The sequence below is a fragment of the Stenotrophomonas sp. STEN022 genome, assembly GCF_056760155.1.
The window spans coordinates 12,482-32,272 of the sequence record NZ_JBRREG010000015.1 but is presented as its reverse complement, the minus strand read 5'-3'; the positions used below and the strand labels follow the sequence as shown (position 1 = coordinate 32,272).

The 19,791-nt window shown below is 64.3% G+C and carries 14 protein-coding genes; 4 read left to right on the top strand and 10 right to left on the bottom strand.

The window, feature by feature from the left end:
• Nucleotides 1-5: 5 nt before the first annotated feature.
• The 4 genes from ACVOMF_RS05210 to ACVOMF_RS05195 all read right to left on the bottom strand — a co-directional run bounded on the left by ACVOMF_RS05210 (nt 6) and on the right by ACVOMF_RS05195 (nt 4,840).
• Entirely contained in the window at nt 6-1,313 is a 1,308-nt protein-coding gene (locus ACVOMF_RS05210; RefSeq protein ID WP_481508320.1) for an ABC transporter permease, read from the bottom strand.
• 10 nt (nt 1,314-1,323) lie between these two features.
• A complete protein-coding gene (locus ACVOMF_RS05205) occupies nt 1,324-2,484 on the bottom strand; it encodes an ABC transporter permease (protein ID WP_481508319.1) in 1,161 nt (386 codons plus the stop codon).
• Between the two features lie 11 nt (nt 2,485-2,495).
• Nucleotides 2,496-3,182 (bottom strand): ABC transporter ATP-binding protein, encoded by a 687-nt coding sequence (locus tag ACVOMF_RS05200; protein ID WP_481508318.1) that lies wholly within the window; start codon nt 3,180-3,182, stop codon nt 2,496-2,498.
• A 407-nt stretch (nt 3,183-3,589) separates the two neighbouring features.
• On the bottom strand, nt 3,590-4,840 hold the full coding sequence (locus tag ACVOMF_RS05195) for an efflux RND transporter periplasmic adaptor subunit (RefSeq protein WP_481508317.1): 1,251 nt from the start codon (nt 4,838-4,840) through the stop codon (nt 3,590-3,592).
• A 211-nt stretch (nt 4,841-5,051) separates the two neighbouring features.
• Here ACVOMF_RS05195 and ACVOMF_RS05190 point away from each other — a divergent pair, with 211 nt between their 5' ends.
• From ACVOMF_RS05190 to ACVOMF_RS05175, 4 genes are read left to right on the top strand one after another with little or no spacing between them, the layout of a single operon-like run.
• Nucleotides 5,052-5,972, top strand: a complete 921-nt coding sequence (locus tag ACVOMF_RS05190) for an ABC transporter ATP-binding protein (RefSeq protein WP_481508316.1) — start codon at nt 5,052-5,054, stop codon at nt 5,970-5,972.
• Complete coding sequence (locus ACVOMF_RS05185; protein ID WP_481508315.1) at nt 5,972-6,751, top strand: ABC transporter permease; 780 nt, start codon at nt 5,972-5,974, stop codon at nt 6,749-6,751. Before ACVOMF_RS05190 ends, ACVOMF_RS05185 begins: the two co-directional genes overlap by 1 nt.
• A gap of 35 nt (nt 6,752-6,786) precedes the next feature.
• Nucleotides 6,787-7,995, top strand: a complete 1,209-nt coding sequence (locus ACVOMF_RS05180) for a sensor histidine kinase (RefSeq protein WP_481508314.1) — start codon at nt 6,787-6,789, stop codon at nt 7,993-7,995.
• Nucleotides 7,992-8,594 carry a response regulator gene (locus ACVOMF_RS05175; RefSeq protein WP_481508313.1) on the top strand — a complete coding sequence of 201 codons (603 nt, stop codon included), beginning with the start codon at nt 7,992-7,994 and terminating at the stop codon, nt 8,592-8,594. Before ACVOMF_RS05180 ends, ACVOMF_RS05175 begins: the two co-directional genes overlap by 4 nt.
• 17 nt (nt 8,595-8,611) lie before the next feature.
• On the opposite strand, the gene ACVOMF_RS05170 is transcribed toward ACVOMF_RS05175, so the two are convergent.
• From ACVOMF_RS05170 to ACVOMF_RS05145, 6 genes are all read right to left on the bottom strand, one after another.
• Entirely contained in the window at nt 8,612-9,532 is a 921-nt protein-coding gene (locus ACVOMF_RS05170) for a hypothetical protein (protein WP_481508312.1), read from the bottom strand.
• A 128-nt stretch (nt 9,533-9,660) separates the two neighbouring features.
• Nucleotides 9,661-10,200: a cytochrome b gene (locus tag ACVOMF_RS05165; RefSeq protein ID WP_481508311.1), complete on the bottom strand. Its 540-nt coding sequence runs from the start codon at nt 10,198-10,200 to the stop codon at nt 9,661-9,663.
• Nucleotides 10,197-11,306 carry a catalase family peroxidase gene (locus tag ACVOMF_RS05160; RefSeq protein WP_481508310.1) on the bottom strand — a complete coding sequence of 370 codons (1,110 nt, stop codon included), beginning with the start codon at nt 11,304-11,306 and terminating at the stop codon, nt 10,197-10,199. The genes ACVOMF_RS05165 and ACVOMF_RS05160 overlap by 4 nt, the downstream gene beginning before the upstream one ends.
• Before the next feature lie 605 nt (nt 11,307-11,911).
• Entirely contained in the window at nt 11,912-15,031 is a 3,120-nt protein-coding gene (locus ACVOMF_RS05155; protein ID WP_481508309.1) for an efflux RND transporter permease subunit, read from the bottom strand.
• A gap of 6 nt (nt 15,032-15,037) precedes the next feature.
• Nucleotides 15,038-18,262 (bottom strand): efflux RND transporter permease subunit, encoded by a 3,225-nt coding sequence (locus ACVOMF_RS05150; protein WP_481508308.1) that lies wholly within the window; start codon nt 18,260-18,262, stop codon nt 15,038-15,040.
• 47 nt (nt 18,263-18,309) lie between these two features.
• On the bottom strand, nt 18,310-19,557 hold the full coding sequence (locus ACVOMF_RS05145) for an efflux RND transporter periplasmic adaptor subunit (protein ID WP_481508307.1): 1,248 nt from the start codon (nt 19,555-19,557) through the stop codon (nt 18,310-18,312).
• Between the last annotated feature and the right edge of the window lie 234 nt (nt 19,558-19,791).

Below are 19,791 nucleotides of genomic sequence, written 5' to 3'. Positions count from 1 at the left end.
TTGAATCAGGTCTCGCGCAATGCGGTGGTGATCGGCAAGCGCGCTGCCCGCAACGCCGGGAAAAGGCCGCCAATCAGGCCAATTCCCAATGCCCACTTCAATCCACTCCACAGCAACGGTGGCGAGACCTTGAACTGGAACACCACCTGGCTGAAGTTGTTGCCCAAGGTGGAGACAGTGAAGTTGTTGAACGCCAACCACGCAACTACACCACCGAGCAGGCCGCCAAGCAGCGCGAGCAACATGGTTTCCAGCATCACCGCGGTGACCACTGGCACTCCGCGGAAACCAATTGCACGCAGTGTTGCGATCTCCCGCGCACGTGTGGCGACGGCGGCATACATAGTGTTGAGTGCGCCGAATACCGCACCAACCGCCATGATCGCGCCGATCACCGTGCCCAGTATCTTGAGCAGCTTGTTCAAACCGCCGCCCTGCTTGCTGTAATACTCGGCCGTGGTCTCCACATCCAGCTTGAGGCGTGGATCGCTGCCGACCGCTGCCTTGAAGGCTTCAAAGCCCTGCTTGCCCTCGGTGCGCACGCTGATCGACTGCCAGGCGCTGCGGTTATAGGTGGTTGCCAACGTCTGCGCATCGGTCCACAACTCCGAATCATGCGCATCACCGGATTCGAAGATGCCCACCACCGTCCATGCCTGATTTCCCAGCATCAGTTCCTTGCCGATCTCCAGACCCTGGAACTGCTTCTGCGCACCGCGGCCGGCGACGATCTCGCGCAGACCTGCACCGAACTTGCGGCCTTCGACCAGCTTTACCTTGTCGTGCACTGCCCAGGCCTGCTCACCGACACCACGGAACTGTGCGTTGACATCGGTGCCGTCGCCGCGCGAGGTGAGGTTGACCACCTGCGAGACTTCGGCAGACACCAATGGCCGGCCATCTTCGCCGCGCTTAACGCCCGGCAGGGTTTCCAGCAAGGGCACCTGATCGCGGGTGATCACCGAGTTTGTCTCGGCCTGCGAGCCACCGCGCAGGACGATTGCGGTGCTGTCGTCACCGGTGCTTTCCAGCGTGGCCTGGAAGCCCTGGCCCATCGCCAGCATCGCCACCAGCACGCCGACCACACCGGCAATACCAATCACGATCACCGATGAGGAACCCCAGCGCTGCGGCAGACTGGCGAGGCCAATCCGGGTTGCGGCCAACGCCAAGCGTCCGGTGCGCGTAAGCATCAGCCACAAAGCGATCGCCACGGCGAGCACCGCCACACCTATCCACGGCAGCGCGATCCACACGCCAAGGCCTACTACGAGCAGCAGGATCACCAGCGCATTCGAAAGAAGATTCTTCATGTCGTTGTCCTCAGCGCCCGGCCAATGCGTCGACGATCTTCAGGCGCTTGGCCCGCAGTGCCGGCAACACGCCCACCACCAAACCGATTGCCACGATCAACACCAGGCCCACGATCCACGTCTGTGCTGGCACATGCGGCGGCAGCATGCCCATGGTCTGTGGTGCCAATACCGGCAGTACCAGCGCGGCCAGTCCCAAGCCAATCGCACCGCCGAGGCCGACCAACACGATCGACTCCACCATCACCAGCATCAGCATGGTGCCGTCCTTGAAGCCGAGTGTTTTCAGCGTGGCGAGTTCTGGTATGCGCTCACGCACGGCCTGGGCCATGGTGTTGCCGGTGAGCAGCAGCAGGGTGAAGAACACCGCACCCATGATCGAGGTGACGATCATGCCGATGTCGGCGAACTGCTTGATGAAGGCCTGCTGGAAGGCGGACTCGGTCTGGCTCTTGGTTTCGTGATCGGAGTTGGCCGATATCGCGTCGATGGCCTGGGCCACGCGTGAGGCATGATCGGGGTTGTCCAAACGCACGGTGTACCAGCTGACCTGGTTCTTGATGTAGTCGTTGGATTCGTCGAAGTACTTCCAGTTCATCATCAGCTGGCGTTCTTCGTTGGCAGCGGTAGCGGTGTTCTTTGACTTGAAGGTACCAACCAGCTGCAGCGGCCAATCATTGCTGCCGCCGCGCGGGAAGATGGTGGCCTGCAGCGGAATGGTATCGCCGATCTTCCAGCCGAACTGCTTGGCCAGCGATTCACCGACGATTGCACCGGTGCGGGTGTTGCGGAAAGCGTCTACCTGCTCCTTGGAGATCTCGAACTCGGTCATCAGGTCGAAGTAGTTGGGTGCGACCGAGAAGTTCGGGAAGAAATTCTTCTGGTCCTGGTAGATGCCGCCGAACCACATGGCGTAGGTGACGTCGTCGACACCTTCGATCTGCCGTATCTGTGACTCCAGCCGGATCGGCAGTGACTGGGTGATGGACAGACGCGAGGCCACCACCAGACGGTTGGCACCGGCTACTGTGCTGCCACCGCTGGCGAAGGCAACGCGCACCGAATCGAGCATGCCGAACAACAGGAAGGCCGTGATGATGGAGAGCAGGGTGAACAAAGTACGTGTGCGGCTGCGGAACAGCTGCGCCCAGATCAATGAGAAGTACTTCATGGCCGTGCTCCTCAGTGCACCGGGGCGTCGACCAGCTCGCCCTTGTCCAGATGCACGGTGTGGGTGGCGTACTCGGCGGCCTTGGGATCATGGGTGACCATGATGATGGTCTTGCCGTGTTCGCGATTGAGCAGCTGCAGCAGGCCCAGCACTTCCTCCGCGCTCTGGCGATCGAGATCGCCGGTGGGTTCGTCGCAGATCAGGAAGGTAGGGTCGGAGACGATGGCGCGTGCAATGGCAACGCGCTGCTGCTGGCCGCCGGACAGCTCGTTGGGGCGATGATCACGGCGATCGGCGAGGCCGACCAGGGTCAGTGCGATCTGCGCGCGGCGCTTGCGGTCGGCAGCGTTGAGGTTGGTCAGCAGCAGCGGCAGCTCTACGTTCTTCTGCGCGCTGAGCATGGGCATCAGGTTGTAGAACTGGAATACGAAGCCGACATGGTGGCTGCGCCAGGTGGAGAGTTGGCCGGCGCTGAGCTGGTCGATGCGCTGGTCTTCGATGTTGATCTCGCCACCACTGGGGGTATCCAGACCGCCGATCAGGTTGAGCAGGGTGGTCTTGCCGGAACCGGAGGGACCCATCAGCGCGACGAAATCGCCACGGTCGATGTCGAGGTTGATGCCGTGCAGTACCTGCACTTTTTCCGGGCCACGCTGGTAGGTCTTGGTGATATTGCGCAGGGAGACGAGGGTGCTCATGGATGATCCTCAGCAGTGACGCGGTGGTGTTTGATGTTGAATGTTGAGAGTTTGATGCCGGACGTTCGAATGCTTCGCTTTGCTTCTGGTCCCCTCCCTTTGCCGAAGGCAAGGGGAGGGTTAGGGAGGGGGCTTTGGTTTTGCTTTTCTCTGGCGTTGGCCGTTGCTGTTGTTGCTTTCCCCTCTCCCGCCTGCGGGAGAGGGGGAGGGGTGAGGGCTGCTTCTGCTTTGCTTCAGGTTTCTGCAGTAGCTCTGCTTTATGTGGCTTTCCAAGCCAAAGCCAAAAGCACGCCTCCCCAACCCTCCCCTGCGCTCTGCGCAAGGGCGGGGGTAGAAGCAACAGCAAAAGCTCCATTTCAGTGCATCGAGTGATTCGCACCAGCTCTGCAAACATCACAAGCTCGCGCTTACTTCTCCGTGCCTTCCAGCGTCACTTTGTCGCCATCCTTCAACTCCGCTGCAGGACTGAGCACAACCGTCTGTCCGGCATTCAATCCCGACAGCACCTGCTTGTCCTTGGCCAAGACCTGGCCTACTTCCAGTGCCTGCAGTTTCACCTTGTCATCGGCCTGCACCACGAAGGCGACCGGCGTGCCGTCGCGTTCGACGATGGCGGCAGCGGGTACGCGTACACCCTTCGGTGCTTCAGTGCCAGCAGCAGCGGCCTTTTCAAGGAAGCTCACGCGTACGCCCATCTCCGGCACGATGCGTGGGTCCTTTGCTTCCAATGCCACACGTACCTTGACCGTCGCCTTGCCGCGGTCAGCGGTGGGAATGATGGCGATCACGTGGCCCGGAATCTTCCAGTCCGGATAAGCGTTCAGCACAATTTCCACCGGCATATTCGGCTGCACGCGGCCGATGAAGGCTTCGCCTACCTCCACTTCCACTTCCAGCGACTCCATGTCGACGATGGTGCCGATGCCGGTACGGGTGAAGCCGCCACCGGCCGACAGCGGCGAGACGATCTCGCCGGGCTGCGCGGCCTTGGCCGTGACCACGCCGGAGAACGGTGCGCGCACCACGTTGTTGTCCACGCCCAGGTCGGCGATGGCCAGCGCATCCTGCGCGACCTTGGCGTTGTGGCGTGACGTTGCCAGTTGCGCGCGCAGGCTGTCGCGTGCGGCCACGGCCTGGTCGTACTGCGAGCGTGAGACCAGTTGCTGGCCGACCAACGACTGCAGGCGGCCTGCCTCAGCCTCGGCCTGGCGCAGCTGCGCCTGCAGGCCTTCGCTCTGGCTGCGGGCGGCCTCGAGCTGGGCCGCGTTGAGGCTGCGTTGCGCGTTGGCATCGATCGGGTCCAGCGTGGCCATCACCTGGCCTTCTTCGACCCGCATGCCTTCCTCGATCATCACCTCGCGTACCTTGCCGGTGATCTTGGCCGAGACGGTCGCCATGCGCCGGGCAACCACGTAGCCGCTGGCGTCCAGCACCGAACTGTTGCCGGCACCGGCCTGGTTCATGGCCACTACCGGCGCGGTCTGCACGCTCACTGCTTTCTTGCCGCCAAGCAGGGCGCCAACGCCCAGTACCAGCAGCAGGGCTACTACCAGTCCGATCACGATCCACAACCAACGGCGCGACGGGGCCGGGCCAAGCGGTGGCGGGGCGGAGCGGTCGATGCGGAGTTCCTTCAGCAGTTCAGCAGATGCATTCATGGATAGCAGGACGGCGTGAGAGGGGGAATGTGACCGCAACTTAGCGCAATTCGCTGCGGCCGGCAGCGGCGGACCGGGATGGGCACATCATAGGCAGCCCCCTCGCCTGCGCGCAGGTGACGGCTGTCATGTGCTTTGCCTGATCGGATTCACTGGGGACACAGACATCGCCGACCTAATGTTGCGGCACTCCCTGAAGAAGGCGGCGGCAATGACGGCACATGGTGAAGTACTGGCAAGCCTGCAAGGCGTGCACAAGCATTACGGTGCAGTGCGGGCCCTGGATGGCGTTGATCTGGAGCTGCGGGCCGGGCAGGTGCTGGCGCTGCTTGGGCCAAATGGTGCTGGCAAGACCACCGCCATCAGCCTGCTGCTGGGCCTGCTGCGGGCCGATGCCGGGCAGGTGCAGCTGTTCGGTCGTGATCCGCAACAGCTGGCGGCGCGGCGCGGCATCGGGGTGATGCTGCAGAGCGCCGCGTTGCCGGAGACCTTGAACGTGGCCGAGCTGATCCAACTGTCGGCCAGCTACTACCCGGCCCCCCGCGATCTGGCGGATGTAGCCGCGCTGGCGGGCATCGAGGACCTGCTGAAGCGTCGCTACGGCAAGCTGTCCGGCGGGCAGCAGCGGCGGGTTCAGTTCGCCCTTGCCGTGTGTGGGCGGCCACGATTGCTGTTCCTGGACGAACCCACGGTTGGCCTGGACCTGCCGGCCCGGCAGCAGCTGTGGGCAACGGTACGGGCCCTGGTCGCTGAAGGCACCGCGGTGGTCTTGACCACCCACTATCTGGAGGAAGCCGAACGCTTGGCCGATCGCGTCTGCGTGTTGTTGCGTGGCCGCATCGTCAGCGACGGCAGCGTCGATGCACTGCGCGCGCGGGTCGTGCATCGCAGCATCCGCTGCGTCAGCGCGCTGGATGCGACGGCGGTGGCTGCTTGGCCGGGGGTGGTGCAGATCAGCCGGGACGGCGATTACCTGCAGCTGCGCAGCGACCGCGTCGAAAGCGTAGTGCGGCAACTCCTGCAGGCAGACCCAGCGCTATCCGGGCTGGAGGTGCAGCCGGCTGGTCTGGGCGAAGCCTTCACCGATCTGACCGCTGCAGATGCTGCACAGACACAACGCGAGGCAGCCTGATGAACAGCCAATACGAACCGATGCTGCCTGTGATGTCGTCCCGCCAAGTGCTGGGTGCCTATCTGCAGGAGAGCCGTGCCGAGTGCCTGCGCTATCTGCGCTACCCGGGTTTCGTGCTGCCGACCCTGCTGTTCCCGGCGGTGTTCTATCTGCTGTTCGCGGTGCTGCTCGGCCACACCCAGCCGGCACAGGCCGCCCGCTTCCTGCTGGGCAGTTACGTCACCTTCGGGGTGATGGCGCCGGGGCTGTTTGGTTTCGGCATCGCGCTGGCACTGGAACGTGACAACGGCCTGCTTACCCTCAAGCGCGCCATGCCGATGCCACCGCTGGCCTATCTGCTCGGCAAGATGGTGATGGCGATGCTGACCGCGCTGGCCATCGTGGTGATCCTGCAGCTGTTGGCCACCACCGTGGCCGGGGTGCAGCTCAATGCCTCGCAGATGCTGCGGCTGACTGCGGTGGCAACCCTGGGCACCTTGCCGTTCTGCGCACTGGGCCTGTTGCTGGGCACGCTGGCCAAGGGCAATGGTGCAGCCGCGGTGATCAACCTGGTCTACCTGCCGATGGCGGTGTTGTCGGGCCTGTGGTTTCCGTTGAAGGTGCTGCCGCCGCTGTTGCGGGACCTGGCGGTGATCTGGCCGAGTCATCATCTGAACATGTTGGCGCAGGGCGCTTTGGACTTCGAGGTGGGCAGCGCGTGGCCGCACGTGCTGTGGCTGCTCGTATTCACGGTCGTCATCACGGCGGTGGCTGGTTGGCGTCTGCGCCGCCACGGCTGATGGCATCATTGACGCATTGCACAGGATGAAGGTCGATGGGATTGCAGCGCCCTGAGTGGTTGAAGCCGGCACCGGACTCGGTGGTGGCCGACAACATCAAGCTCGGCAAATGGCCGTGGGTGGATGCCGTGCATCTGCTGTGGACGGTGTGGGTGTTCATCACGCCGATGTTCGGCGCGGGCTACACCCTGCGCTGGGCGTTGATCACCCTGTGGTCGTTCCCGCTGTTCATCGTGTTCTACCTGCTGACCTTGATAAGCGCGCGGCGGCACGCGCCGATCTTCGCGTTGGCGATGATCGTACTGTCGATGGCGCTGCTGCCGATCTATCCCTCCGGCATGAACTACTTCGTGTTCGGCTGCGTGATGCTGCGGACCAACCGTTGCATCAGCACGCGCCAGTACATGTTCGAGCTGGCGCTGTTGAACCTGGCGTTCCTGTCGCTGGCGTGGTGGATTGGCTACCCGTGGCAGGTGATTGCGTGGATTCCGGCGCTGACGGTCATTATTGGATTGATCGTCAACGTCGAGCGAACCAGCAGCGAGAAGGACGCCGCGCTGCGCCTTTCCCATGAGGAGGTACGACGCTTGGCGGCGACCGCCGAGCGTGAGCGCATTGGTCGCGACCTGCACGATCTGCTCGGGCATACCTTGTCGCTGATCACCTTGAAGATGGAACTGTCACGCAAGCTGTTCGAACGCGACCCGCAGCGCTCACAGCGCGAGCTGGCCGAGGCCGAGCAGATCGCGCGCGATGCGCTGGCCCAGGTGCGCAGCGCGGTTACTGGTTTTCGTGCTGCCGACCTTGCTGCTGAGTTGGCTTCGGCCCATCTATTGCTGGAGTCCTCGCGCGTGCACCTGCGTTATTCGCCACCACCGGCGATGCCTGCGTGGATCGAGGCGGGTTTGTCGATGGTGTTGCGCGAGGCAGCGACCAATATCGCTCGCCATGCCCAGGCCAACGAGGCGCTGATCAGCATCGACGTTTCGCCGGAGGCGGTACAGATGGAAGTAGTGGACGACGGTCGCGGTGGTGTTGCGGCCAATGGCAATGGTTTGGCCGGAATGCGCGAGCGGGTCTTGGCATTGGGCGGTGAACTGCAGATCGAGTCGCCGAAGGGCCAGGGCACACGCTTGAAGATCCGTGTCCCAGTGCAGGTGCAGGCGCAGGACAGGTCGTCGGCGTTGGTCACCGGCGTGCCGGCCGAGGCAGGAAGTCTGCCGGCGCAGGAGGCACGCGCATGATCCGCATCCTGTTGGCCGAGGATCAGGCGATGGTGCGCGGAGCGTTGTCGGCACTGCTCAACCTGGAATCGGATATCGAAGTGATAGGCACGGCTGCCGACGGCGAAGTCGCCTGGCGCGAACTGCAGCGCTTGAAGCCGGATGTATTGGTCACCGATATCGAGATGCCACTGTTGACCGGGCTGGAGTTGGCACAACGGGTGCAGCGCCAGCAGTTGCCGATCAAGGTGGTGATCGTCACCACGTTTGCCCGCAGCGGCTTCCTGCGCCGCGCATTGGAGGCTGGCGTGCAGGGTTACCTGCTGAAGGATGCGCCGGCTGAGAAACTGGCCGATGCACTGCGTCAGGTGCATCGTGGCGGCCGCGCGATCGATCCGCAGCTGGCGGTGGAGGCCTGGTCCGAGGCTGATCCGCTCAATGACCGCGAGCGTCAGGTGTTGCGCTTGGCAGGCGAGGGCCAGACTTCCGCCGAGATCGCCACGCAGCTGAATCTATCGCAGGGGACGGTGCGCAATTACCTGTCCGAAGCAATCGGCAAGCTGGGCGTTGGCAATCGCATCGAGGCCTATCGTCTGGCGCGCCAGCGCGGCCTGCTTTGAGGTGTGCGTGGCCGCGCTCAGGATGCGCAGCCACGCAGACTCAGTATGACAATGAAGCCCACCAGCAGGACTGCCCCCAGCGGACCATTCCAGACACGCGAGCTGTGCTGCATGGGCCGTGCATGCGCCCGCGACAACAGCGCCAGATCCCGGACATGGGCCACCTGGGCGTGGATGTCGGTGAGCCAGTTGGGCCCACGTGCACGGTCCAGCCAGACCTGGCAGGCGTCGTGGATCAGGACTGCATCCTTGTCGAGCATGCCCAGTGGAACCCGCAGTGTTGCCGGTGCATCTACGCCTTTCGGTTCGCGCCAATGCAGCCAGCGGATGAAGAACGGTGCCCGTTGCAGATAAGTGGCAGCGTTGCTTACCTGCAAGTGCAAGGCATGTACGGTGTGACCGCGCATCGTGGTGCGCTCCAGCCACACCCCCAGGATGTGGTTCCATGGGATACGGCCATATGCGCCGTGCTGGATACCGTCGGCATCGAGGCGCAGCAGCGGACCGGGCCTGAGTGCTGGCAGCACGATGTTCTGCCAGCCCAGTGCCAGCAACAGCACGGTGGTCGCCAATGAGACGGCGCCGAACAGCCAAGCACCTTTTTGCAGCAGTACCCAGGTGCACGCGGCAAACAACGATATGACCACTGCGACCAGCAGCAACGAGCTGATCGACAGGCTTGCCTCCAATGCGTCGCCCCGTTTGATGCCTTCGAGTGCGGCCCGATTGCGTGAACGCTGCAGCCATGACGTTGCCGCGTAGCCGCCAATGCATGCCGCCAGTGCCAGCGCACTGGTGATGGCATACAGGCCGACGCCGGCTGGCGGCGTACTGTTGCCCAGCAGCCAGTCCAGCCATGGAATGGCGTAGACAAAAGCCAGCAAACCGGTAACCGCAATGAGCAACAGCAGTAGGTACCTGGATATCTGCAGCAGCATCGCTCTGTCCCGTTGGCCCCGTGAGTGCATGATCGGGCCGGCGATGGGTTTTTGCCAGTCTCAAGCGCTGGACCGCAACCGATGGGGTGGGGGGGCGCGGCATTGACGGTGCAGCGCAGGTCCTGGGCTTAGCTGCGCGGCCCGCGTGCCATTGCTTGGAACACGCCATCACGGCGGACCCAGGCATGGAACAGGGCTGCGCCCACATGCACCAGCACCGTGGCAAACAGCAGGTAGGCCAGCAAGCTGTGGGCATTGCGCAGCAGTGCGTACAGCGATGGCGTATGCGGCACGATGGGTGGCAGCTGCACGCCGCCCCACAACACGATGGGATAGCCGCCTGCTGACAACATGGCCCAGCCGATCAATGGCATCGCCAGCATCAACGCATACAGCAACCAGTGCGAGGCGGTGGCGGCCCATGCTTGCCATGCCGGCAGATCAGCGGGTAGCGGCGGTGGCTTGTGGCGCAGGCGGTTGTACAGGCGCAGCAGGGCCAGTACCAAGATCAGGATGCCGAGCGGACGATGCAGATTGATCAAGCCGGGACGCAGATGCACCGAAGCAACCATGGTCACGCCGATGAACAGCATCGCCAGGATCAGCAGCGCCATGCTCCAGTGCAGTACGCGCGCCAGCAGGTTGAAGTGGCTGTTGCTGCTGTTCATGGCTGCACCTGTGCGTTGTCACGGGCGGCTTCGCCGGTTGCGCGCTCGCGTTCGCGGCGATTGAAGGATTGCGAGTACACCGCTGAGCGGGCCGTGAGGATGGGGTCGTCGCTGCCTTCGACGCCCTCAGGCAGGATCAACGGGTCGAAGTTGAGGTCATTGCAGCTGCCTTGTTCCTGCGCCTGCATCTGCTCGATGATGAGCACGCCGGCGGTTACTTGTTCGCGTTCGGCCGGCCACGGCACGGACGGGTCATTGATCGCGTCCTGTGCGCTGGCCAGGGTCACCACCAGATTCCAGCGAACCGGGCCCTGGGCGAGCCGCTGCTGCAGATCCTGGCTGAGGAAATCCACGCCGGCCTGTTCGCGGGTTGCGGCATCCAGTTCGCGCGGCGTGGCCTGTGGTTGCCAGCGCCAACGCACTGCACGGCGTTGCCCCTGTGCATTGGTGAACCAGAAACTGTTGACGCTGTTGAACTCGGTGCTGGCCCAGCTGTCGGTCCACGGTGCGGTCTTGGCCCATTGGGCGAAGGCACGGGCGCTGGGATATTTGTCCTGGATTGCGGCGAGCTTGGTCGGGTCCGGCTTGCCGGTGGCGGGATCGGGAATCTGTGCGCGGGTCTGCTCGTAGAAGGCCTCCGGTGTCGCGACGGCGAGGAATGGGAAGCTGTTCATGGCCATGCGCCATTGCTGGCCGTCATCGCTGCTCAGCTGCAGGGCGATACTGCGCACGCGCGCATTGTTGTCGGCACCATGCGGGTTGCCGCCGCCTATCGACAGCCGTCCGAGTACCGGCACACGTGCCTGTTCGAAGACGCGGGCGTGGGACAGTTGTGGCGCCTGTGCGTTTGGTTCTAACCAGCCGTTTACGCATACGCCCTTGCTGTGGGCACGACGAAAGCCGGGATGGTTTGCGCCGGTGGCTTCGATGGCGTCGGTGAAGTTCTGTGCGGTCAGGCGATCACGGCCTATCCAACCGGCGAGCCAGGCAAAGCCGAGTGCGACTGCACCGAGGATCAGTGCGATCAAGGCGATCCAGGGCAGGGGAGAATGCGACTGGCTGCCGCGCGCTTGCCCGCCGTGGCGGGTGAATTTGAATAGAGGCATTGCGGTACCAGTCTTGACCGACGGGAGCGTGGTGCCGCTATACGGTGGCAGAAGTGGCTGTAGAGGGCCAGCGTTGCTCCCTCCCATGCGCGCAAGCGCAGGGGCTTTCACCCCCCTCCTTGCACGCAGTGCAGGAGCTTTCAGCTCCCTCCCTTGCGCGTAGCGCAGGGGAGGGTTGGGGAGGGGTGAGCTTTTGCTTTGTTGCTGTCGCTTTGGCTGCTGGCTTTTCTCGCTTGGATCGCGGCGTGCATGCAAAGCAAAATCTGAAGCCAAAGCCAAAGCCAAAGCCAAAGCCAAAGCTCCCCTCACCCCAACCCCCGCTCCGCGCCCCGTCCCTTGCGCTGGCGCAAGGGCGTTCGATGGGCAGCGAACCAGTGGTTCGCAAGCTGCCCCTCTCACCCCGCAGGCGGGAGAAGGGCTAAGGCGACAGCCAGAGCAACAGCCAGAGCCAGAGCCAGAGCCAGAGCCAGAGCCAGAGCCAGAGCCCCCCTCCCCAGCCCGTTCGGCCCGAAGGCGTAGCCTTCGGTCGTTCATCAGGTCGCGCGGCAGTGCCGCGCAAGCAGACCTTCTTCACTCCCTGCGCTGCGCGCAAGGGAGGGGGGGCATCACGCGCGTGCGAGCTTGCGCAGGCGCTTGCGCTCCCTGCTGCGTGCACGCCAGTTGCGCCAATGTTGCTGCAGGCAAGAGAAAATTACATACAGCGCCGGTGTGCTGAGCAGGGTCAGGCTCTGTGAGATCAGCAGGCCGCCGATCATCGCGATGCCCAGCGGACGCCGCAGCTCGGAGCCTTCACCCAGGCCAATCGCAAGCGGCAGCGCAGCGAGGATGGCAACCATCGTGGTCATCATGATCGGGCGGAAGCGCACGATGCTGGCTTCGCGCACTGCTTCGGCCGGCGACTTGCCGTGCACGCGCTGCGCGACCAGGGCGAAGTCGATCATCATGATCGCGTTCTTCTTGACGATGCCGATCAGCAACACCAGCGCGATCATCGAGATGATCGACAGGTCGGTATTGGTGACCCACAGTGCCAGCAGTGCGCCCATGCCCGCCGCTGGCAGCGTGGACAGGATGGTCACCGGATGCACCAGGTTCTCGTAGAGCATGCCGAGCACGATGTAGACCGTGGCGATGGCGGCGATGATCAGCATCAGCATTGCGACCGGGTCCATGGCCTGGCGGAAACCTCCGGGCGCAGCCTGGCGGATGTCGCCGGGCATACGCAGGCCGGCGATCACCGACTTGACGATGGCGTCGCCTTCGCCGCTGCTTACGCCCGGCGCCAGGTTGTAGCTCAGGTCCATCACCGTGTACTGATTCTGGTGGGTGACCTGCGACGGTGCCAGGCCGGGCTCCTGATGGGCCAGTGCGGTCAGCGGAATCATCTGCCCGCTCTTGGACGGGACATACAGGTCTTCAATCGCGGCCGGGCTGCCGGTCTGGCTGGGCAGCGCATTGACCACAACACCATACTGGTTGAGATCGGCATAGATGGTGGAGATCTGGCGTTGGCCGAAAGCGCCGTACAGCGCGCCGTCTATGGCACCGATGGTCACGCCAAGGCGCGAGGCCTTCTCGCGGTCGATGACGATTTTCTGCATCAGCCCGCCCTTGTCCACGTCCGAGCCGACATCACGGAGCTGCGGATGCTGCTTCAACGCGGTCACCAGCTTGGGCAGCCATTCGGCCAGCTGTTCGGCGTCGTTGCCCTGCAGGGTCACGCGGTTCTGCGCGCCCTGTGAACCGCCACCGCCGCCGTCAGAGGGAAGGTCCTGGATTGCCCGCAGACGCACATCCAGATCCGGGAACTGCGCGGCTTTGGCACTGAGCCGGCTGACCACCACGTTGGTGGGCTCCTTGCGGCCTTCTTTCTCGGTATGCAGCTCGATGTTGAACTGTGCGCTGCTGCCCTGGCGGCTGGAGCCCAGTCGCGAGCCAACCATCTTCACCGCCGGGTCGGCCAGGAAGGTATCGCTGAGCCGGCGCTGGCGTTCGGCCATTTCCTGGAACGAGACGGTGGCGCTGGAGCTGGCGCGGCCCCAGATCAGGCCGGTGTCCTGCTCGGGGAACTGGCCCTTGCTGACCGAGCCGGCCAGGTAGAACGTGGCCACGATCAACAACAGCGGCGTCAGCGACAGCAACAGGGCGTGGCGCAGGGAGAAATCCAGCGCGACCGTATAGACCTTGAGCATGCCTTCATGCACGCGATCCAGCATGCGATTGATGCGGGTGTCGCGTGCGCCTTCGGCATGTGGATGCAGGAAGCGTGCGCACAGTGCCGGGGTCAGGGTCAGCGAGACCACCGCCGAGACCAGGATGGCCGCAACCAGGGTGAGGGTGAACTCGCGGAAGAACGCGCCGATCATGCCCTGGGCGAAGATGATCGGCAGGAACACCGCGATCAGCGAGGCGGTGATCGAGACGATGGTGAAGCCGATCTCGCGCGCACCTGCCATCGCTGCTTCTCTTCGCGGCATGCCCTCGTCGAGATGGCGCATGACGTTCTCGATCACCACGATGGCGTCGTCGACGACGAAGCCAATCGCGATCACCAGCGCCAGCAGGGTGAGGTTGTTGAGGGTGAAGTCCAGCGCGTACATCACCAACGCCGCACCGGCCAGCGACAGCGGGACGGTCACTGCGGCAATCAGCGTCGGCGCCAGCCGGCGCAGGAACAGCGCCATGGTCAGGATCACCATCAGCAGGCTGATCATCAACGTGATCTGTACTTCGGCCAGCGAGGCACGGATGGTCGGCGTGCGATCGAAGTACGGCGTCAGCGTGGTGCCTGCATCCAGATAGCCGGTGAGCGAGGGAATGGCAGCCTTTACCCGATCGACGGTAGCGACCAAGTTGTCACCGCTGCGCAGGTAGACATACATCAGCACGCCGCGCTTGCCGTTGAACCATGCGGCTTGATACGCGTCCTGCTGGCCGTCGTAGACCGTGGCCACGTCCTTCAGCCGGACGACTGCGCCGTCATGGGTGGAGATGGCGACGTTGGCGAAATCCGAGGCTTTGCGGATCTGGTCGTTGAGGATGATCGCGGTCTGGCTGCTGCCGTCGCTGAGGAAGCCCAGCGGCGAGGCGACGTTGGCCGCGCGCATCGCGTTGCGCAGATCATCCGGGCTCAGGCCCAGTGCAGTCATCGCACGCAGGTTGAGGTCCACGCGCACTGCTGGCGTGGAAGCGCCGGCAATATCCACCTGCGAGACGCCGGGCAGCTGGCGCAGGCGCTGCGCCAGCAGTGAGTCGGCGGTGTTGTACAGCTCGGCCACCGACTGCGTGTCCGAGGTCAACGCCAGCGCGATCACCGGATCGTCGTTGGGATTGGCCTTCTGGTAAGTCGGCGTATTGATGCCGGCTGGCAGGTCAGCCATGGCCGCGTTGATCGCAGCCTGCACGTCCTGTGCGGCCGAATCGATGTTGCGGCTGGTGTTGAACATCAGGAACACCATGCTGCGGCCGTCGCTGCTGCTGGAGCGCATGGTGTCGATGCCCGGTACCTGGCCCAGATGCCGTTCCAATGGCGCGGTAACCGTGGCCGCCATGGTGTTGGCGTCGGCACCGGTATTGGAGGCCTGCACGAAGATCACCGGGATGGCGAGATTGGGCAGGGCGGCAACGCCCAGCCGCAGGTAGCAGACCAACCCGGCGAAGAACAGGCCGATCGCCAGCAGGGTGATGCCGATCGGGCGCGAGATGAAAGGCGCGGAGATGTTCATCCGCGCTTACCGTGCCGTCTGCAGGCGTGCAGCGGCGCGTTGTTCGCGGCGCTTGGCCGCCCACTCGGACAGACGCTCGAAGTACAGGTAGATCACCGGCGTGGTGTACAGCGTGACCAGCTGCGACAGCAGCAGGCCACCGACGATGGCCACACCCAGCGGACGCCGCAGCTCCGAACCGATACCGGTGCCCAGCGCCAGCGGCAGGGCGCCGAGCATGGCCGCGGCGGTGGTCATCATGATCGGGCGGAAACGCAGCAGGCAGGCGCGGCGGATCGCGTCATAGGCATTGGCACCGGAGCGCTGCGCGTCCAGCGCGAAGTCGATCATCATGATCGCGTTCTTCTTGACGATGCCGATCAGCAGCACGATGCCGACGATGCCGTCCACCGACAGGCTCATGCCGCACAGGTACAAGGCCAGCAATGCGCCGACGCCGGCCGGCGGCAGGGTCGAGATGATGGTCAGCGGATGGATCCAGCTCTCGTACAGCACGCCGAGCACGATGTAGATCACCGCGATGGCGGCCAGCAGCAACAGGATCACGTCGGTCTGGCTGCTGGAGAACTCGGCCGCGGTACCGACGAACTGCGCCTGCATCTGCTGTGGAAGTTCGAGCTCGGCAACCGCCTTGTTGATCGCATCCACGCCTTCGGACAAGGAGTAACCCGGCGCCAGGTTGAACGAGATGGTCGCCGACGGCAGCTGCTGCTGGTGGCTGACGATCAGCGGTGCAGTACCGGGCTTGGCGCTGGCAATCGCCGACAGCGGGATGCTGCCGCCTGCGCCGAGTGCGATGCCGGTATTGGCACTGCCGATACCGGTGGCGGTGGACGAGTTGCTCGACGTCACCTGGCCCAGGGTGGTGGCATTGCTGCCACTGAGCGTGCCGCTGCCATTGCTGCCGATCGCCAGCTGGTTCATCAGCGCATCGCTGGTGCGGAACTCCGGCGCCACTTCCAGCACCACGCGGTACTGGTTGAGCTGGGTGAAGATGGTCGAGATCTGGCGCTGGCCGTAGGCGTCGTACAGCGTGTCGTCGATGGTCTGCATCGGCACGCCGTAGCGGCTGGCCTTGTCGCGGTCCACTTCCACATGCAGCGCGCGGCCATGGTTGGCGAGGTTGTCGTCGACGTCGGCCAGTTCCGGCAGCCGTCGCAAGGCGTCGGTGACACGCTCGGTCTGTTTGGCCAGCTCGGTGCTGTCCATGTCCGACAGCGAGAACTGGTAGGCGGTGGCAGCCACGCGCGTATCCAGGGTCACGTCCTGCACCGGCTTCAGGTACAGCGCGATGCCGGGGATATGTGCGGCGGCGGCCTGCAGACGCGGCAGGATCACATCCAGCCCATCGCGATCACCACGGTCCTTGAGCACGATGCTCAGCTGGCCCTGGTTGAGGGTGGGATTCATGCTGCCAGCGCCGATATAAGCAGCTACACCGGTGACCGCTTCATCGCCCTGCAGCGCGGCGGCGACGGCCTGCGTGCGCTGCTGCATCTGCTCGAAGGCGACGTTCTGGTCGGCGATGACCACACCGGTGACCATGCCGGTGTCCTGGTCGGGCAGCAGGCCCTTGGGGATCACCATGTACAGCAGGACGGTCAGCGCGACCGAGGCCAGGGCGATGCCCAAGGTCAGCGGCTGATGGTGCAGCACCCAGTCCAGCGTGCGCTCATACACGCCGACCAAGCGTGACCAGGCGGTGACCTTGCCTTCCGCTGCGGTCCGCTCATGCGCGTCGTCGCCTTCCGGCAGTGCATCGGGCTTGAGCAGGTAGGCGCACATCATCGGCGTCAGCGTCAGCGAGATCACCATCGAGATCGCCACTGCAATCGACAACACCCAGGCGAACTCATGGAACAAGCGGCCAGTGACGCCCGGCATCAGGATCAGCGGCAGGAATACCGCGATCAGCGACACCGTCAACGACAGCACGGTGAAGCCAATTTCCTTGGAGCCGATCTCCGCCGCTTCCTGGCCGTCCTTGCCCTTCTCGATATAGCGGACGATGTTCTCGATCATCACGATCGCATCGTCGACCACGAAGCCGGTGGCCACGGTCAGCGCCATCAGCGACAGGTTGTCCAGCGACATGCCGGCGAAGGCCATCACCCCGAACGTGCCGAGCAGGGACAGCGGCACCGCCACCGACGGGATCACCGTCGCCCAAAGCCGGCGCAGGAACACGAAGATCACCGCCACCACCAGGCAGATGGTGAGGATCAGGGTGAACTGCACGTCATGCACCGAGGCGCGGATGGTCACTGTGCGGTCGGAGAACACATCGAGCTTGACGTCGGCCGGCAGCATGCCCTGCAGGTTGGGCAGGATCTGGCGGATGTTCTCCACCGTCTTGACGATGTTGGCGCCGGGCTGGCGGCGTACTTCCAGCAGCACTGCGGGCTTGCCATCGGCCCAGGCGGCGAGCTGGTCGTTCTCGACGCCATCGACCACCTTGGCGACGTCGCGCAGGCGGACCGGTGCACCGTTCTGGTAACGGATGATGATGTCGTTGTAGTCGGCCGCGTCGCTGAGCTGGTCATTGGTGGACAGCGTATAGCTCTGCGTCTTGCCGTTGAGCGAGCCCTTGGGCGCGTTGACGTTGGCCTGGGTCAACGCACTGCGCAGGTCTTCCAGGGTCATGCCCATGTTGGACAGCTGGGCCGGGTTGACCTGGATGCGCACCGCCGGCCGCACATTGCCGGCGATGGAGACCAGGCCGACACCGTCGGTCTGTGACAGGCGCTGGGCGAGGATGGAGTCGGCGAGATCGTTGACCTCACGCAGCGGTCGCGTGTCCGAGGCCAGTTTCAGGGTCAGGATCGGCGCATCGGCCGGATTCACTCGGTTGTAGACCGGCTGGTAGGGCAGCGAGCTGGGCAGGGTGGCTTGGCGGATGGCCGCCTGCACGTCCTGCGCGGCGGTATCCAGATCGCGTTCCATCGAGAACTGCAGCACGATGCTGGACAGGCCGGCCGACGAATCGGAGGTCATCATGTCCAGCCCGGAAATCTGCCCCAGCTGTCGCTCCAGCGGCGTGGTCACCAGCGAGGCCATGGTCTGCGCGCTGGCACCCGGGTACTGGGTGGTCACCACCAGACTGGGCGCTTCGATCTCGGGCAGGGCCGCAACCGGCAGGCGCTGGTAACCGAGGATGCCCAGCAGCATCAGCCCGATCATCAACAGGGAGGTGGCGATCGGGCGCCGGATGAAGATAGTCGAAAAGCCCACGGTCGGTTCCTGGTGCAGGGGAGGGGAGGCGGGTGCCGGCCAACGCGTCAGCGCGGCGGGCCACCCCGTCCACCACGGCTGCCACTGCCCTTCTGGGCGGCTGCCTTGAGCTGTGCCTCAGTCGGTGCCGGCGGTGCCTGGCCCGGCGCAAGCGCATTGACCTTGCTGCCTTCCTTCAAACGGAACTGGCCTTCGGTGACGACCTTGTCACCAGCCTGCAGACCGCTGCTGATGACCACGTGGCTGTCATCGACCTGGCCGCCCTGCACCACATTGCGCAGGGTGACGGTGTTGTCGGGCTTGATCAGATAGACGAAGTCGCTGGTGCTGCTGCGTTGCACCGCTTCGGCCGGTACCACGATTGCACCCGGCAGCACGTTGAGCTTCATCTGCACGTTGACGAACTGGCCCGGCCACAGCGTGTCGTTGGCATTGGGGAACTGCGCGCGCAGGCGGAAGGTACCGCTGCTGCTGCTGATCTGGTTGTCCACCACCTGCAACACGCCGTCGGCATTGACCACGCTGCCGCCTTCGCGGTCCAGGGTGGCGGTCTGCAAGGGGCCTGCAGCCTGTGCGCTGCGCACCGCGTCGAGCTGCTGTTCCGGCAGGTTGAACAGCACATAGGCCGGCTGCAGCTGGGTGACGGTGACGATCTGGCTGCCGGCGCTGACCACATTGCCCGGGTCGACCGCACGGATACCGGCGATGCCGTTGATTGGCGAGGTGATGCGGGTGTAGTCCAGCTGCACCTTGGCCTGTGCGGCCGAGGCCTGCGAGGCGGCGACGGCGGCTTGGTACTGGGTCACCTGGTTGCGCAGCGTGGTCAGGTCGGTCTGGGCGACAAACTGGCGGTACTCCGGTGAGTTGGAGCGCGCGTAGTTGGACTGCGCGGTGGCCAGCAGGGCCTCGTTCTGGCGCTTGCTGGCGACAGCCTGGTCGTACTGGGCCTGGAAGGTGCGTGGGTCGATCTGTGCCAGCAGATCACCCTTCTTGACCGCCTGGCCTTCGCGGAAGTTGACGCTGAGCAGCTGGCCGCCGACCTGCGGGCTTACCGTGACGGTATTGAACGCGGTCACCGTACCTTGTGCGGTCAGGTAAACCGGCACGTCCTTCTTCTCGGCGCTGACCGCAGTGACCGGCACCGGGTCCTTGTCCTGCTCGCCCCGGCCGCCCTGGTTCATGCCTGCCGGCGCAGCACCGGCCTTCTGCTTGCCGCCCCCCATCAGCCGATAGCCGATACCGGCCACCAGCAGCACTGCAATGACCAGCAGTACGATCTTCCAGAAACGCGACATGCGAAAACTCCTGAGGAACTGATAGGGGATGGCAAACAAGGCGCAGAGGATACCGCCGCGCCTGTTGTCATGGAGGCATGACCGATGGGCCACGCATACAGACCCGTGCAGGTGATGAACGTTCCATCGCGGCATCGGTTGACCTGATGTTGTAGCGCCGAGCCATGCTCGGCAGGAGCCTTCCCGGCATCGCATCAACATGCAGGACGGTTGTGGGAGCGGCGTGAGCCGCGA

Excerpts from the sequence above, each read along its gene's own strand:
- ACVOMF_RS05210 (WP_481508320.1), bottom strand. The coding sequence starts at position 1,313 with ATGAAGAATCTTCTTTCGAATGCGCTGGTGATCCTGCTGCTCGTAGTA.
- ACVOMF_RS05205 (WP_481508319.1), bottom strand. The coding sequence starts at position 2,484 with ATGAAGTACTTCTCATTGATCTGGGCGCAGCTGTTCCGCAGCCGCACA.
- ACVOMF_RS05200 (WP_481508318.1), bottom strand. The coding sequence starts at position 3,182 with ATGAGCACCCTCGTCTCCCTGCGCAATATCACCAAGACCTACCAGCGT.
- ACVOMF_RS05195 (WP_481508317.1), bottom strand. The coding sequence starts at position 4,840 with ATGAATGCATCTGCTGAACTGCTGAAGGAACTCCGCATCGACCGCTCC.
- ACVOMF_RS05190 (WP_481508316.1), top strand. The coding sequence starts at position 5,052 with ATGACGGCACATGGTGAAGTACTGGCAAGCCTGCAAGGCGTGCACAAG.
- ACVOMF_RS05185 (WP_481508315.1), top strand. The coding sequence starts at position 5,972 with ATGAACAGCCAATACGAACCGATGCTGCCTGTGATGTCGTCCCGCCAA.
- ACVOMF_RS05180 (WP_481508314.1), top strand. The coding sequence starts at position 6,787 with ATGGGATTGCAGCGCCCTGAGTGGTTGAAGCCGGCACCGGACTCGGTG.
- ACVOMF_RS05175 (WP_481508313.1), top strand. The coding sequence starts at position 7,992 with ATGATCCGCATCCTGTTGGCCGAGGATCAGGCGATGGTGCGCGGAGCG.
- ACVOMF_RS05170 (WP_481508312.1), bottom strand. The coding sequence starts at position 9,532 with ATGCTGCTGCAGATATCCAGGTACCTACTGCTGTTGCTCATTGCGGTT.
- ACVOMF_RS05165 (WP_481508311.1), bottom strand. The coding sequence starts at position 10,200 with ATGAACAGCAGCAACAGCCACTTCAACCTGCTGGCGCGCGTACTGCAC.
- ACVOMF_RS05160 (WP_481508310.1), bottom strand. The coding sequence starts at position 11,306 with ATGCCTCTATTCAAATTCACCCGCCACGGCGGGCAAGCGCGCGGCAGC.
- ACVOMF_RS05155 (WP_481508309.1), bottom strand. The coding sequence starts at position 15,031 with ATGAACATCTCCGCGCCTTTCATCTCGCGCCCGATCGGCATCACCCTG.
- ACVOMF_RS05145 (WP_481508307.1), bottom strand. The coding sequence starts at position 19,557 with ATGTCGCGTTTCTGGAAGATCGTACTGCTGGTCATTGCAGTGCTGCTG.